Here is a 13596-nt window from a genome sequence, read left to right as displayed (position 1 = left end):
GCGAACAGCGGATGATCCTCCTACGTTGGCCGTCATGAACCTGGTTCACGTCAACGGGGCAGACCTGGCCTACGACGAGGCCGGCGCGGGCTCGCCGGTGGTCTTTGTGCACGCCGGAGCGGCCGACCGGCGCATGTGGGCCGCCCAGTTCGACGGGCTCGCCGACACCCACCGGGTGATCCGCTACGACCAGCGCGGCTTCGGCGACTCCAGCGACGCCGTCGGCGACCACTGCCACTACGAGGACCTCCTCGGGCTGATGGACGCGCTCGGCGTCGGCCGGGCGGCCCTGGTCGGCTGCTCGATGGGTGGGTCGTACGCGCTGGAGGCCGCGCTCGCGGCGCCCGACCGGGTCAGCGGGCTGGTGCTGATCTGCTCGGGGCTGTCCGGCCGTGAGTGGCCGGAGTCGATGCGCGCCCGCGCCGCGCGCGAGGTGCACAGCGCGGTGCCGGCCGAGCGGCTGCGCGCCTACGCGGCGCGGACCCGGGCGCCCGACCCGGCCGACGTCGAGGCGATGGCGCTGGCCCAGGCGCGGTTCCTGGTGCCGGAACCGTCCGAACTCGTCCTCGACATGCTCCGCGGCGTCTTCCAGCGGACCTGGAGCGGGCCGCAGCGGACCGAACGCCATTTGGAACCGGGCCCGGCCGGCCGGCTGGCCGAGGTGGTGGCGCCCACGCTGGTGGTCAACGGCCTCCTCGACGTGCCGGAGATCCAGGAGGTGTCCGGCCTGCTCAGCGCGGGTATCGCCGGAGCTCGGCGGCTCGACCTGCCGGACACCGGTCACCTCCCGCCGGTCGAACGGCCGGACCGGGTCACGGCCGCGCTGCGTGGGTTCCTCGCCGAACGCCATTCCGGGAACGAGCCGCGTGCGCTAGCCTGACAGGTAAGCAAGCGCTTAGTAGGAGGGCCGACGATGGACTTCAGCTTGAGCACCGAAGAGCGGGAAGTGCGCGACTGGGTGCGCACGTTCGTGCAGCGTGAGCTGATGCCGCTCGAACAGGAGGTGCTGCGCCGCGAACGCCGCGGCGAACCCGGCCTCACCTCGGACGAGCTGACCGCGCTGCAGCTCAAGGCGAAGGAGTCCGGCTTCTGGGGCGTGCAGACCCCGGAGGAGTACGGCGGCATGGGCCTGTCGGCCGTGATGACCGCGCTGCTGGAGGCCGAACTCGGCCGCACCTTCGTGCCCTTCCGCTTCGGCGGCGCGGCGGACAACATCCTGTTCCACGCCAACGAGGAGCAGAAGGAGCGCTACCTGCTCCCGACGATCTCCGGCGAGCGCAAGTCGTGCTTCGCGATCACCGAGCCGGGCGCCGGCTCCGACGCGAAGAACATCCGCACCTCGGCTCGCAAGGACGGCGCGGACTGGATCATCAACGGCGAGAAGACGTTCATCACCGGCGGCAACGAGGCCGACTTCGTGATGGTGTTCGCCGTGACCGACCCGGAGAAGGGGGCGGGCGGCGGCGTCACCTGCTTCCTCGTCGACCGCGACATGGGCTGGAAGTCCGAGCCGATCGACACCATGGGCGAGTGGGGCCCGGCGTCGCTGGTGTTCGACAACGTGCGCGTCCCGGAGAGCCAGATCCTCGGCGAGGAGGGCCAGGGCTTCGCGCTGGCGATGCAGTGGATCGGCCGCGGCCGCTACCTGCTGCCGGCTCGCGCGATCGGGTCCTGCGAGCGGCTGATTTCGATGGCGATCGAGCACGCCAACACGCGTGAGACGTTCGGGGCGCCGATCGCGACCCGGCAGGCCATCCAGTGGATGATCGCGGACTCCGGTGTGGAGCTGGAAGCGCTGCGCTGGCTGGTGCTGCACGCGGCCTGGCAGGTCGATTCCGGAATGGACTCCCGCCACGCGCAGTCGATCGCGAAGCTGTACGGCGGCATCAAGGCCAACGAGATCGTCGACCGCGTGCTGCAGATCCACGGTGGCATGGGTTACACGCGGGAGCTGCCGATCGAGCGGTGGTACCGCGAGCTGCGCCTGCTGCGCATCTACGAGGGCACGGACGAGATCCAGCGCCGCACCATCGCCCGGAACCTGTTGAAGGGGCACGTCAAGGTCGGCGGCGCGCTGGGTTGAGAACAACCCTCAGGGCCGCCCCCGGAAAGTTCCGGAGGCGGCCCCGAGGGATCTGACAACTGACTCAGGATTCGTTGGCGGCGTCCCGCAGTGCGCGCGGCGCCCCGGCCAGGTCCTCCTCGTTGCAGAGGAGCTTCAGGTCGTAGTACGGCGCGCCTTCGCGGTCGTCGTAGTCGAGGTGGATGGAGACCACATCCACCGGCTCGCCCAGCCACTCCTGTGCCGACCTGAGCCAGTGCGCACAGCGCTCGAGCGCGGTGGGCAGGTCGTCGTCACGGAACTGGACGGGGCGGTAGGGCACATCGTGTACATGATCCTGAGGGTGGGACGGTGCAGGGAGGCCCAGTGCGAGACCCTGCTCATCCAATTCCAGTTGGATCGTTCGCTCAGTCACCCTTCGAGGGTCCCTCAGCCCGGCCGAGTCGGCAAGACCCCAGCTAGGGCCGTATGCGCCACACCTCAGCGGCGACCTCGCGTGCCCGTTCGGCGCCGTCGCCGCCGAGGAGCGCCGGGCTTCCCAGCATGCGCAGCGCGAGCTGGGCATATCGGGCGGCGAGGCGGTCCAGCGGCAGTGGACCCCGTGGTGAGTACCAGCGGGCGACGCCGGTGCACATCTCCAGCAGGGCGAGCCTGGTCACGGCCGGTTCGGGGGCGTCGAACACGCCCGCCGAGACACCCTTGTCGATGGTGTCCGCCCAGATGGCCTCGTACTGGTCCCGCAGCGCCACGATCCGCCGCCGCGGGGCCCGGGACAGGGCGCTGACCTCGTTGTCCACCACGCGGGTCTCGTCCGGCTGGGCGGCGTGGGCCATGACGTGCAGCGTGACCAGGGCGGACAGCGCGTCGGCCGGGTCGTCGACGGTGTCCAGGGCCCGGCGCGCGGCCAGCAGGAGCCGGTCGAGGCACTCCCGCATGATGTCGACGAGCAGGTCCTCCTTGGTGCCCATGTAGTGGTAGAGGCTCGCGCTGGAGATCTTGGCGGCCTGGGCCAGGTCGCGGATGCCGGTGCCGTGGAACCCCTTGGCGGCGAACAGCTTGACCGCGGCGCGGCGGACGCGCTGCTCGGTGGTCAGAGCCATGTGCCCGCCACCCGGTCGTAGGTCGGGGTGTCGAGGGCGGCGAGCTTGCCCTTCGCGATGCGTTCCGACGGGGTGCGCGGCAGGTCCGCGGTGAGCGACCAGTAGCGCGGGACCTTGAAGTAGGCCAGCTGGGACGCGCAGTGTTCGGCCAGCTCGTCCGGGGTGGTGTCCTTCGCAGGCACGATGAAGGCTTTGACTTCTTCCCCGCGCAGGTCGTCGGGCACCGCGATGACGGCCGCCAGCGCGACGGCGGGGTGCAGCAGGAGCGCGCGCTCGACCTCGTCGGCCGAGATGTTCTCGCCGCTGCGGCGGATCATGTCCTTCGTGCGGCCCACGTAGTGGACCCGGCCCTCGGCGTCCATTGTGGCCAGGTCGCCGGTGTGGAACCAGCCGCCGCGGAAGGCGCGGGCGGTCGCCTCGGGGTCGTCGTGGTAGCCGTGCATGAGGCCGACGCCGCGGATGAGCAGCTCCCCGGTCCGGCCGCGGGGCACCGGCTTGCCGTCGTCGTCGGCGATCACCACCTCGCGCTCCCGGATGGGGCGGCCGATGCTGCCGCTGCCCGGCCGGTGGTCCTCGGGGCGGTCGCGGATGTCGCCGCCCGTTTCGGTCATGCCGAACGCCTCGTACCAGGGCACGCCCCACCTGGCTTCGAGTTCGGCGTGCCGGTCGCGGGGGATGGCCGAGGCCATGACCGAGCGGACGCGGTGGTTCTTGTCGTCCGGGTGCTCCGGCTGGCGCAGCAGGAGCGTCGGCATCAGGCCGAGGCAGTAGAACCAGGTGACGCCGTGTTCGCGGACCTTCGCCCAGAAGGTGCTGGGGTGGAAGCGGTCGAGCACGACGAGCGTCGCGCCCGCGGCGAGGCCGGCCGCGACGTTCCACTGTGGATCAATGTAGTGGAACGGCTGGGCGGTGAGGATCGTGTCGTCGTCGGTGAGGTGGGGGAAGTCGTCGACGAGGCTGCGGGCGAGGGTGGTCCAGTAGCGGTGCGGCAGGACGCAGCCCTTGGGGGCGCCGGTGGTGCCGGAGGTGTACTGGATGTTGGTGGGCGCCTCGGCGGCCGGGTGGTGTTCGGGCGGCGTGCCGGCGGGCAGGTCGTCCGGGGTGCGGGTGGTGATGCCGATGCGGGTGAGCAGGTCGGTGAACTCCGGCGCGGCGATGGCGAGGCGGGCGCCGGAGTGGCGGATGACGTGGGCGCCGTCGAGTTCGCGGTAGTTGGTGTTGACGGGGACGAGGACGGCGCCGCGTTTGGCGAGGGCGAGCCAGAGCAGGGGGAAGGCGGGCTCGTTGCGGAGCATGACGGCGACGCGGTCGCCGGGGTTGACGCCGAGCGCGGCGAGGCTGCCGGCGAGGCGGTCGGTTTCGCGGTCGATGTCGGCGAAGGTGAAGCGGGTGCCCGTCTCGTCGAAGAGCCACGCGGTTTTGTCCGGCCAGTTCCGCGCGGCGCGTTTCGTGAGGGCGACCAGGTCGTCGGGGATCATGCGCGGCTGCCGAGTGCGTTGCCGGGCAGGTGCTCGGTGATCAGGGCGTGGCTGACCTCGAGTTCGAGGGCCTGTTCGAGGGCGCTGTCGATGCCCGCGTCGAGGGCGCGCTTGGCGAGGGTGGTGGCCGGGTGGGCGGGGATGCGGCGGGCCCAGTCGCGCGCCGTCTCGTGCACGTCCGGCACGACGGCGTTGACGAGGCCGAGCTCGTGGGCGGTGCGGGCGTCGACGCGCTCGCCGAGGAGGAGGAGCTCTTTCGCCTTGAGGGGCCCGACGATGAGGGGCAGGAGGCGGGACGCGGCGCCGGTGACGCTGAGGCCGAGGCTCGCCTCGGGGAACGCGAAGACGGCGTCCTCGGCGGCGAGCACGAGGTCACAGCCGAGCGCGAACTCCGCCCCGGCGCCGATGGCGTACCCATGCACGGCGGCGATGACCGGCTGCGGGATGGTGCGCAGCCGGCGGGTGACTTCCTGAAGGCGCTCGATGCGTGTACGGGAGTCGCCCTGGGGGTTTTCCTTCAGGTCGTGGCCCGCGCAGAAGGCCCGCCCCCGCCCGCCGAGCACGACGGCTTTGGTGCCGGTCGTCCGGTCCAGCGCGGTGAGCAGGTCGTCGACAAGTTCGGGCGCGACGGCGTTCAGGCGGTCCGGCCGGTTGAGCCAGATGTGCGCGACGCCTTCGTCGATCTCGAGGTCCACCGAGGTCATGGGAGGAGCTTAGGCGATCGATCGATCGATCGGCTATGGGTGCGGTGGGTGGCTTTGCTCTTCGGGCCTCGGCGACTGGTGATGCGGGATGCGTCCCTCCGCTGTGGGCGTGGTGGGAGGGCTGTGCTGTTCGTCCCTCGGCTGTGGGTGTGGTGGGAGGGCCTTGCTCTCCGTCCCTCGGCTACTGGTGGGGGGATGGCTTTGCTGTCCGGGTCTTCCGCTGCTTTGGCTGGCGGGGCTGCTTGGCTTCGTTGTCCGCGGGCGTGCGCGCTGCCCGGCGGTGGTGCTCGGTGGTGCCGTTCGGCGGGTCTTCCGCCGCCTGGTCCTGCTTCGGCCGCAGGTGGTCCCGCTCCTTCGCCCGGTCCTGCTTCCGCCGACGGTGGTCCCGCTTGTTTCGCTGCCGACCGGGCCTCTTCACGCTTCAGCTCTGCCGCGAGCAGGGCTTGCGCTTGGCCCGCTCCTGCCTGGGCCTCCGTCTTCGGTCGGGCCTGGTTTCCACCGGGCTTCGCCCTCTTTGGCTGCACTTGCGCCTGAACCCTCGAGCGGCGTTCAGCGGCCGGCCCGCACCACCACCTGGCCCCTGCACGACTGTGCCTCTCGTGGCGTCACGAGAGTGCCGCTCGTGCGATCGCGGCCGCTCCTGCCGCCTCACGCTCTGCCCTGGCCCTAGCCCCGGTCTGCCTGCCCTGGCCCTGGTCTGCCTGGCCTGGCCGCCTGCCCCTGCCTCCTGCACGACTGTGCCTCTCGTGGCGTTACGAGAGTGTCACTCGTGCGATCGCGGCCGCTCCCGCCGCCACGCGCTCCCCCCTGGCCCTGGTCTGCCCTGGCCCCCTGCCGCCTGCCCCACCCCCTGCTCCTGCGCGAGTGTGCCTCTCGCGCGGGCGTGAGTGGCCCAGTCGCTCAGTTCAGCTCGCGGCGCAGCTCGTCCAGGCGGTCAGCAACGTCGGTGGCCGTGGCGGGGGCGAAGTGGAGGAGCTGGTCGTCGTAGTGGGGTTTCGCCTGGACGGTCCACCGGCCTTCGGCGTTGTCGTAGACCCGGAGCGGGAAGCGCGTGTGCCGCGGCTGTCCGGTGTGGTCGCGGACCTCGGCGTGCAGCTCCGCGATGAAGTACGGCTCCAGCGAGGCCAGGTAGTCGGCGCGCATCACCGCCCGGCTGGGCCGGGTGCCGTTCAGCTCGGCCTGGCGCGCGCCGCGGACCTCGCTGCGCAGCACGGTCAGCGACGGCTCCGGGGACTTGCGCACGTCCTGAGGGAGGACGTCGGCGAGGACCTTGCTGAGCCGGTCGCGCTGGAAGGTCCGGACCGAGACCTCCTGCCCGTCCCGGACGGCGACGACCCCGAACCGCTGGTCGGCGGCAACCAGGGTGGAGATGTTGACGCCCCGCGTGGTGTCCGACAGCCACCCGAACCGCGCCTCGGCGGGGGTGGAGAGCAGGCGCGCGAGGTCGGCGAACGTCGGCTCGTCGCGGGTGGGCACGTGGAAGCGCGCGAGGGCGGCGTCAGCGGCGCGTCTGAAGGCGAGATCGGCGTCGTCGGGGCGCCACACGGCCTGCGGTGCGAGCGCGAGGTGCAGTTCGGCGCCGGTGACCTTGGCGACCATGGCCGCGAGGAGGTCGACCTGGAACCGTTCCGGTTCGGCGAACCACATGGCGTTACTGGCCGAGTACCGGCGGGGAGACGGTCATGCCCGTGACGGGGTCGACGGCCTTCTCGCCCTCCGCGGTGAGCTGGAAGTGCTCATCTTCGTCCACGATGTACTTCCGCTGGTGCTCGCCGTCGTCGTCGCCCTTGCCGCGGTTGCCCGCGCCGGCGCCCATGGCGCCCGGACTGCCGGCGGCGCCACTCCGCCCGGCCGCACCGGCGCCGCCACGGCCGAACGACTCACTCGCCGCGGCGGGGTTCCCGGCGCCGAAGCGCTTGCCGTCGCTGAGGGGGTTGCCGCCGCTGCCGGGACCGAAGCCACCGCCACGGCCCGCGCCACCTGCCCCGAAATCGCCCGCACGGCCGGCGCCACCCGCGCCGAAGCCCCGTCCGGAGCCGACGCCGGCCCGGCCCGCTCCAGCGCCCGGCCCACCCGCGGGGTTGGCGCCGCGATAACCCGCGGCGTTCCCGTACCCGGGGACGCCGTACGCGCCGGGGGTGCCGTAGTTGCTGCCGCCGCCGTACCCGCCCTGCTGAGGAGGGCTGTAGGAGCCCGCCGAGGGCGGCGCGTAGGCCGCGTCGGAGGCGACGGTGCGCCCGTCGGCCGGGATCTGACCTGCGGGGGCCTGGTAGGGCCCCGACAGGGACGAGGTGCCGCCGGTGACGCCACCGCCGCCTCGGGAGGCACCCCCAGCGCCCCCGAAGCGCGGCCCGTCACTGGTCGGCTTGTTCTGGATGTCGACGCTGCCGCCCGGCTGGGCACCCTGGGTGACACCGAGGACGCCGGCGTCGAGGGTGCCGTAGGTGGTCGGCATCTTCGCGCCGTTGTCGCCCGAGGTGGTCGACCAGGCTTGCATGGCCTCGACGTTCTGCTTGGCGGCCGCGTTCGCCGCCGCGACCTTCACCATCTGGCTGAGGTCGCCGTTCGAGTCGCCGATGATCTCCTTGAGCCCCGGAGGGATCTGCGGAACCTCCGGCACCGGGACGACCTTGTTCTTGGTGTCGAAGAAGGCCTGGGACTGGTTCTCGATCAGTTCGTAAGCTGTGTTCATCGCGGCAGCAGCACTGGAATGGGCAGCAGCCAACTTGCTCACGCTCTGGGACGCGGCGTCCGCTGCGCCACCCGTCCAGCCCTCCACCATGGTTCCGGTCAGCGCCGCGACCTGCCTACTTCGAATCTGATACTTCTTCATGACCGTGCCGAGATGGTGCTGGCCCTGCTGGAGGTTCACGGGGCCGGGAGCGTGCTGGAAGTTCTCGTAGATCTGCTGCCCCGTCATCCCGCCGAGGGAAGCGGTCGAACCGAGGACTGCGCCAGTCATTCGTTTCCCCCAAAATCCACGGCCTCGATCACAACAGGTGCCTGCGGACGAGGTGGCCAGGTCAAGAACATAGTTCAACCAAAGGGTAGCGTGAGTCGATCATGGCCCGTGCGAGTATTGCCAGGTTCGCCGAGATGGGTGAATTGCCTGCGGCTCATGATCCGATGGTCTCGATGATCTTGCCTGCCACGGTGGAGGCAGCGCCGCAGTTGTCCTCCCCTGGCTTGCCGGTGACCGAAACGTCCAGAACGGTTCGGTCATCGATTCCCACCACCAAATCGCACGTGCCGTCAGGGCGTGCATCGGTGACGTTGCTGTAGACGGCAGGATAGCCGGAAACCGACGTCGGTTCGAAGTAGCCGTTCTTGAACCAGCCGGCGGCGTTTTGGTCGTAGGTGTTCTGCAAGCCCTTGTCGTTCACTGTGTAAAAGGCTTGGACTACCCACTCCAGATTCGGGCCGAATTTCCATGAGCACGCGTTGTTGGTGTGCCTGCCCTCATTGCTTATCGTCAATTCGGCGGTTTGGGCGCTGGTCAGGCTGCTGCATGGATCGGCGATGAAGGCAGTCGCGTCGAGTGGGGTGTGCACAGGGGGTGCTTGGTCGGTTGTTGCAGTCGACGAAGGTTGTGTGGACGTACCTGGCGATGTCGGACTGAAGCTCGTCCCGATTCCGCTTCCGTCCGAATCCGAACACGATGTGAGAACGAGCAGAGCCGCGCCTATGGTTGCCGTGACGCTGATCTTGACCTCGCGCACCATTTCCCCTATCAGTACAGCCCGCTGCCGTTTGTCGAGTCGCCCGTATCGTACAGGCCGCGACGAGTGTCGTCGTCCTGCTCGATGAAAGTGCCGTTGGCTTTCCTCAATTGCTCGATCCAGGTCGTCGCATAGGACCGCATGTGACGATTGTGGTCGATGGCGAGTCGAATCGAGTTCTTGGTGGCTTCGGCGTTCTGCGCCGCCGGCGCATCGGCTGACGGCGGCTGAGCCAGCCGTAGGGCCTCTCTGAGGCTGTTGTAGTCGTCATCAAGACCGTCCCGCAGCTCCTCCCACTTTGGGATCAGCTCGGCGATCTGGTCGGGGTCGAAGCGGTACCCGGCGCCTCCCACGGCGCTCAGGCCCGCGCCCACCGTCGGCCCCAGCGAGACCTGCCCGTTGCCCTCGGTCATCTGTTCCCTACCCCCCGTGTGGAACGCAGTTCAAGCAGAGACTAGCGCGACCGGATCACCCACGGCCTCCGGTTGGTCGAAATCGCCGCATAGCATGGGTCACATGCCGGTACGAGAAGCCGAGGTCAGGGACGTCGACGAGATCTGCGCGCTCATCGAGGAGCACGCCCGCTACGAGGGCAACGACACGCTCACCCTCGACCGCGCCGAGATGACCAAGCACCTGTTCGGTCCGGAGCCCAAGGCGTGGGTCCTCATCGCGGAACCGCCCGGCTCCGGCACCGTCGCGGGGATGGCCTTCTGCTCCTGGAACTTCTCCACCTGGGAGGGGCGCCCCGGCATCTGGCTGGACGACCTGTACGTCCGCCCGGAGCACCGCCGCCACGGGCTGGGCAACGAACTGCTCGCCGCGCTGCGGGCGCGCACCGATGGGCGCGTCGAGTGGGACATGCAGGAGGGCAACGAGCGCGCCGCGGCCTTCTACGCCCAGCTCGGCGCCCAGCCGGTGCCCGGCTGGATCCGCTACCGCTGGTCCCCGGGGAGTTAGGCAAGGCTGACTCCCACCGGGGGCCGCACGTAGAGTTATTAGCATGCCTGACAGTCCGCACCGCTCGTCCTCCTCGTCGATCGAGGACTACATCCGGGTCATCTACGGCCTGGTCGAGCGCGGTGAGGCCGTCACCAACACGACCCTGGCCGGCCGCCTCGAGGTGAGTCCCTCGTCGGCGTCCGGCATGGTCACCAAACTCGCCCAGCAGGGCCTCGTCGAGCACGTCCCCTACCGCGGCATCGAGCTGACCCCCGAAGGCCGCCGCCTCGCGCGGGGTGTCCTGCGGCGCCACCGGCTCATCGAGACCTACCTGGTGCAGGAACTCGGCTACACGTGGGACGAGGTGCACGGCGAGGCCGACGCGCTCGAACACGCGGTCTCCGACCGGCTCATCGAGCGCATCGCGGCCAAGCTCGGCAACCCGGTCCGCGACCCGCACGGCGACCCCATCCCGGCCGCCGACGGCAGCGTCGAGGAGGTGCCGACCCGCCTGCTCGACGAGATGGAGCCGGGCGCGGTCGGCCAGATCGTGCGCGTGTGGGACACCGACCCGGACATGCTGCGCTACCTCGCCGACCACGCCATCGCCCTCGGCGAGCGGATCGAAGTGGTGGAACGCCAACCGTTCGGCGGCTCACTCGTGGTCAAGGTCGGCTCGGGCGCCGAAGCGGCGACCCACGCGCTGGGCAAGGAAATCGCGCAGGCGCTGAGCGTCGCCGTCTTCTGACCGTGCGCCTCCCGACGTAGGCCGCAGAGCCGACGACGAACGGACGCGGTGACGAGGCCCACGGGTCCACCATCGGCCGCATGACTGACAAACCCTTCCGCTTCGGCCTCGTCGCCGGGCAGATCACCCACCTCGCCGACTGGACCGCCCTCGCCCGCCGCACCGAGATCCAGGGCTTCCACACGCTCCTCTCACCCGACCCGCTCGGCGGTCTGGACCCCTTCACCACCCTGTCCGCCGCCGCGGCCGTCACCACCGAACTGCACGTCGGCACTTTCGTCGCCGTCGACGGGTTCCGCGACCGGCGGCTGCTGGCCTGGCAGGCGGAAAGCCTGCACCGGCTCACCGGCGGCCGCTTCGAACTCGGCCTCGGCACCGGCCGCCCGGGCGCCGAGGCCACGCTCGGCCGGCTCGGCCGCGAGTTCGGGACACCGAAAGAGCGGGTCGCGCACATCGCCGAAACCGTGCGGCACCTCAACGAGCAGGCGAACCGCCCCAAGCTCCTCCTCGCCGCGGGCGGCCCGAAGATGCTGGCACTCGCCGGCCGGGAAGCCGACGTCGTCACCATGGCCTGGCAGCCCCGCGCCACCGAAGCCGAAGCACGGGAACTGGTCCGCGCCGTCCACGACGCCGCGCACGGCCGGGACGTCGAACTGGCCATGAACCTGCTCGCCGTCGGCGACGAACCCGCGCCGTGGCTGGAGCGCTACATCGGCACCACGATCGCCGACCTGGTCGCGCACGGCTCCGTCAGCGTCCTGCCCGGCACCGCGCAGCAGGCCGCCGACACCCTCCTGCGCCGCCGCGACGAGCTGGGCATCTCCTACATCACCATCAACTCCGGCTACGCCGACCGCTTCGCCCCGATCGTGGAGCTGCTCAAGGGCCGCTGACGCCACGTAGGGTGTCGGGGTGCGCGCAGTCGTCTTCACCGAGTTCGGAGCCCCACCGCAGGTCCGCGACGTGCCCGACCCGGCGCCGGCCCCGGACGGCGTGGTCGTCGCGGTCGAGGCGACCGGCGTGTGCCGCAGCGACTGGCACGGCTGGCGCGGCCACGACAGCGACATCACCCTCCCGCACGTGCCCGGCCACGAGCTCGCCGGCCGGATCGTCGCGACCGGCGACCGGGTGCGCCACTGGTCACCCGGTGACCGCGTCACCGTCCCGTTCGTGTGCGCCTGCGGCACGTGCGAGCAGTGCGTCACCGGCAACCAGCAGATCTGCGTGAACCAGACCCAGCCCGGGTTCACGCACTGGGGATCGTTCGCCGAGCTGGTCGCCCTCGGCCACGCCGACGTCAACCTCGTCCGGCTGCCTGATGACCTCGCGTCCAGCACGGCCGCGGCGCTCGGCTGCCGCTTCGGCACCGCTTTCCGCGCCGTGCTGCGGCAGGGGCGGACGACCGCGGGCCAGTGGGTCGCCGTGCACGGCTGCGGTGGCGCGGGCATCTCGGCGGTCATGCTCGCCGTCGCCGCCGGCGCGCGGGTCGTTGCCGTCGACCTCTCTCCCGAAGCCCTTGCGCTGGCCGCGAAACTGGGCGCGGAAGCCACTGTCGACGCCGGCCAGGACACCGCCGCCGCCATCCGCGACATCACCGGCGGCGGCGCGCACGTCTCCCTGGACTGCGTCGGCCTGCCGCAGACCTGCGCGGCCTCGGTGGCGAGCCTGCGGCCCCGCGGACGGCACGTCCAGGTCGGGCTGATGCCGCCGGGGCAGGGCATCCCGCCGATCCCGATGCACCGCGTGATCGCCGACGAACTGGAAATCCTCGGCAGCCACGGCATCCAGGCCCACGAGTACCCGGAGATGCTGGCGATGGTCGAACGATCCACAATGGACCTGAACGCGCTGATCGGCCGCCGGATCACGCTGGACGAAGCACCGGCAGCGTTGATGGCGATGGACGACCCGGTCGGCGGCGCCGGCGTCACGGTCGTGGAGTTGCGCGTGTGAAGGCCCCCGGGAGCTACCAGGAGCTGGCGGAACTGCTCCGGAGCCGGTTGCCGAAACTGGCCTCGGGGCAGCTGCGCCTCGCCCACCTGCTGCTCGCCGACCCGGAGGGCACGGCCTACCGCGGCATCTCGGAAGCCGCGCGGTTGCTGGAGATCCGCGAGTCGACGGTGACGCGGTTCGCGAACTCCCTCGGGCTCACCGGGTACCCCGACATCATGGAGCTGTGCCGCACCTGGGTGGCCGAGCAGGCCCAGGTGGCCCGGCGCACCGAGCACGCCGCCGAGCCGGAGCCGGGCGGCCTGCTCTCCGCGGTGCTGGAACAGGAGCAGACCAACCTCTCGCGCACTTTCAGCCACCTGGAGCGGCCGTCGTGGCTGCGGGCGGTGGAACTGCTCGCGCGGGCGCCGCGCGTGCACGTGATGGGGCTGCGCGAGTGCCGGCCGGTGGCGGACCTGGCGGCGCAGCGGCTGGGTGAGATCCTGCCCGCCGTGCACCGGCTCGGCGGCGGCTCGCTGCCGGACGAGCTCAAGGAACTGTGCGAGGACGAGGTCCTGCTGGTGTTCTCGGTGCGCCGATACGCGGCCGACACGGTCCGGGTCGCCGGGTACGCCAGGGAGACCGGGCTGCCGGTGGTGGCGTTGACGGACAACGCCGCGTCGCCGCTGGTGGAGTCCGCCGAGGTGGCGTTGTTCGCGGAGACCTGCGGCGTCTCGCACAGCCGCTCGCTGACCGCGCTGACGGCGCTCACCCAGGCGCTGATCACCGAGGTCGCGATCGAGCTCGGCGACCCGAAACCGGACCACCGCCTGCTCGACACCCTGCACTTCTACTACTGAGCAACGAAAAACCGCCCTCCCCGCACGCGGCGGGGAGGGCGGTTTTTCGCATCA

15 protein-coding genes are annotated in these 13596 nt (G+C 70.9%); 7 read left to right on the top strand and 8 right to left on the bottom strand.

Annotated features, from left to right (window positions below; all coding sequences use genetic code 11):
- Positions 1-34: 34 nt before the first annotated feature.
- Positions 35-880: an alpha/beta fold hydrolase gene (locus tag AMY39116_RS0306240; RefSeq protein ID WP_020416838.1), complete on the top strand. Its 846-nt coding sequence runs from the start codon at positions 35-37 to the stop codon at positions 878-880.
- 33 nt (positions 881-913) lie between these two features.
- On the top strand, positions 914-2083 hold the full coding sequence (locus AMY39116_RS0306235) for an acyl-CoA dehydrogenase family protein (protein ID WP_020416837.1): 1170 nt from the start codon (positions 914-916) through the stop codon (positions 2081-2083).
- A gap of 64 nt (positions 2084-2147) precedes the next feature.
- Here the strand turns inward: AMY39116_RS0306235 and AMY39116_RS0306230 are convergent, their stop codons facing one another.
- From AMY39116_RS0306230 to AMY39116_RS0306195, 8 genes are all read right to left on the bottom strand, one after another.
- Positions 2148-2477 carry a hypothetical protein gene (locus AMY39116_RS0306230; RefSeq protein ID WP_026153533.1) on the bottom strand — a complete coding sequence of 110 codons (330 nt, stop codon included), beginning with the start codon at positions 2475-2477 and terminating at the stop codon, positions 2148-2150.
- A 43-nt stretch (positions 2478-2520) separates the two neighbouring features.
- Positions 2521-3162 carry a TetR/AcrR family transcriptional regulator gene (locus AMY39116_RS0306225; RefSeq protein ID WP_020416836.1) on the bottom strand — a complete coding sequence of 214 codons (642 nt, stop codon included), beginning with the start codon at positions 3160-3162 and terminating at the stop codon, positions 2521-2523.
- The gene (locus AMY39116_RS0306220; RefSeq protein ID WP_020416835.1) at positions 3153-4640 is read right to left on the bottom strand and encodes an AMP-binding protein; all 1488 of its coding nucleotides are present in this window, start codon (positions 4638-4640) and stop codon (positions 3153-3155) included. Before AMY39116_RS0306220 ends, AMY39116_RS0306225 begins: the two co-directional genes overlap by 10 nt.
- The gene (locus AMY39116_RS0306215) at positions 4637-5344 is read right to left on the bottom strand and encodes an enoyl-CoA hydratase/isomerase family protein (RefSeq protein ID WP_020416834.1); all 708 of its coding nucleotides are present in this window, start codon (positions 5342-5344) and stop codon (positions 4637-4639) included. Before AMY39116_RS0306215 ends, AMY39116_RS0306220 begins: the two co-directional genes overlap by 4 nt.
- Before the next feature lie 900 nt (positions 5345-6244).
- Positions 6245-6991 carry an ESX secretion-associated protein EspG gene (locus tag AMY39116_RS0306210; protein ID WP_020416833.1) on the bottom strand — a complete coding sequence of 249 codons (747 nt, stop codon included), beginning with the start codon at positions 6989-6991 and terminating at the stop codon, positions 6245-6247.
- 4 nt (positions 6992-6995) lie between these two features.
- On the bottom strand, positions 6996-8264 hold the full coding sequence (locus AMY39116_RS0306205) for a hypothetical protein (RefSeq protein WP_039791281.1): 1269 nt from the start codon (positions 8262-8264) through the stop codon (positions 6996-6998).
- Positions 8265-8460: 196 nt separating this feature from the next.
- The gene (locus tag AMY39116_RS45240; RefSeq protein ID WP_084506021.1) at positions 8461-9066 is read right to left on the bottom strand and encodes a DUF3558 domain-containing protein; all 606 of its coding nucleotides are present in this window, start codon (positions 9064-9066) and stop codon (positions 8461-8463) included.
- Between the two features lie 8 nt (positions 9067-9074).
- The gene (locus tag AMY39116_RS0306195; protein WP_020416830.1) at positions 9075-9476 is read right to left on the bottom strand and encodes a hypothetical protein; all 402 of its coding nucleotides are present in this window, start codon (positions 9474-9476) and stop codon (positions 9075-9077) included.
- Between the two features lie 103 nt (positions 9477-9579).
- Here AMY39116_RS0306195 and AMY39116_RS0306190 point away from each other — a divergent pair, with 103 nt between their 5' ends.
- From AMY39116_RS0306190 to AMY39116_RS0306170, 5 genes are all read left to right on the top strand, one after another.
- Positions 9580-10023: a GNAT family N-acetyltransferase gene (locus tag AMY39116_RS0306190; protein WP_020416829.1), complete on the top strand. Its 444-nt coding sequence runs from the start codon at positions 9580-9582 to the stop codon at positions 10021-10023.
- A gap of 43 nt (positions 10024-10066) precedes the next feature.
- Positions 10067-10753: a metal-dependent transcriptional regulator gene (locus AMY39116_RS0306185; RefSeq protein ID WP_020416828.1), complete on the top strand. Its 687-nt coding sequence runs from the start codon at positions 10067-10069 to the stop codon at positions 10751-10753.
- A gap of 80 nt (positions 10754-10833) precedes the next feature.
- Entirely contained in the window at positions 10834-11646 is an 813-nt protein-coding gene (locus tag AMY39116_RS0306180; protein ID WP_020416827.1) for an LLM class flavin-dependent oxidoreductase, read from the top strand.
- A gap of 19 nt (positions 11647-11665) precedes the next feature.
- A complete protein-coding gene (locus tag AMY39116_RS0306175; RefSeq protein WP_020416826.1) occupies positions 11666-12706 on the top strand; it encodes a zinc-dependent alcohol dehydrogenase family protein in 1041 nt (346 codons plus the stop codon).
- Positions 12703-13542, top strand: a complete 840-nt coding sequence (locus AMY39116_RS0306170) for a MurR/RpiR family transcriptional regulator (RefSeq protein ID WP_020416825.1) — start codon at positions 12703-12705, stop codon at positions 13540-13542. Before AMY39116_RS0306175 ends, AMY39116_RS0306170 begins: the two co-directional genes overlap by 4 nt.
- Positions 13543-13596: the final 54 nt, after the last annotated feature.

The sequence above is a fragment of the Amycolatopsis sp. ATCC 39116 genome, assembly GCF_000231075.2.
Lineage (GTDB): Bacteria > Actinomycetota > Actinomycetes > Mycobacteriales > Pseudonocardiaceae > Amycolatopsis_E > Amycolatopsis_E tucumanensis.
This window is presented reverse-complemented; position numbering and strand designations above follow the sequence as displayed.

Coding starts and splice junctions, on each gene's coding strand:
- AMY39116_RS0306240 (WP_020416838.1), top strand. CDS start 35: ATGAACCTGGTTCACGTCAACGGGGCAGACCTGGCCTACGACGAGGCC.
- AMY39116_RS0306235 (WP_020416837.1), top strand. CDS start 914: ATGGACTTCAGCTTGAGCACCGAAGAGCGGGAAGTGCGCGACTGGGTG.
- AMY39116_RS0306225 (WP_020416836.1), bottom strand. CDS start 3,162: ATGGCTCTGACCACCGAGCAGCGCGTCCGCCGCGCCGCGGTCAAGCTG.
- AMY39116_RS0306220 (WP_020416835.1), bottom strand. CDS start 4,640: ATGATCCCCGACGACCTGGTCGCCCTCACGAAACGCGCCGCGCGGAAC.
- AMY39116_RS0306215 (WP_020416834.1), bottom strand. CDS start 5,344: ATGACCTCGGTGGACCTCGAGATCGACGAAGGCGTCGCGCACATCTGG.
- AMY39116_RS0306210 (WP_020416833.1), bottom strand. CDS start 6,991: ATGTGGTTCGCCGAACCGGAACGGTTCCAGGTCGACCTCCTCGCGGCC.
- AMY39116_RS0306205 (WP_039791281.1), bottom strand. CDS start 8,264: ATGACGGGGCAGCAGATCTACGAGAACTTCCAGCACGCTCCCGGCCCC.
- AMY39116_RS45240 (WP_084506021.1), bottom strand. CDS start 9,066: ATGGTGCGCGAGGTCAAGATCAGCGTCACGGCAACCATAGGCGCGGCT.
- AMY39116_RS0306195 (WP_020416830.1), bottom strand. CDS start 9,476: ATGACCGAGGGCAACGGGCAGGTCTCGCTGGGGCCGACGGTGGGCGCG.
- AMY39116_RS0306190 (WP_020416829.1), top strand. CDS start 9,580: ATGCCGGTACGAGAAGCCGAGGTCAGGGACGTCGACGAGATCTGCGCG.
- AMY39116_RS0306185 (WP_020416828.1), top strand. CDS start 10,067: ATGCCTGACAGTCCGCACCGCTCGTCCTCCTCGTCGATCGAGGACTAC.
- AMY39116_RS0306180 (WP_020416827.1), top strand. CDS start 10,834: ATGACTGACAAACCCTTCCGCTTCGGCCTCGTCGCCGGGCAGATCACC.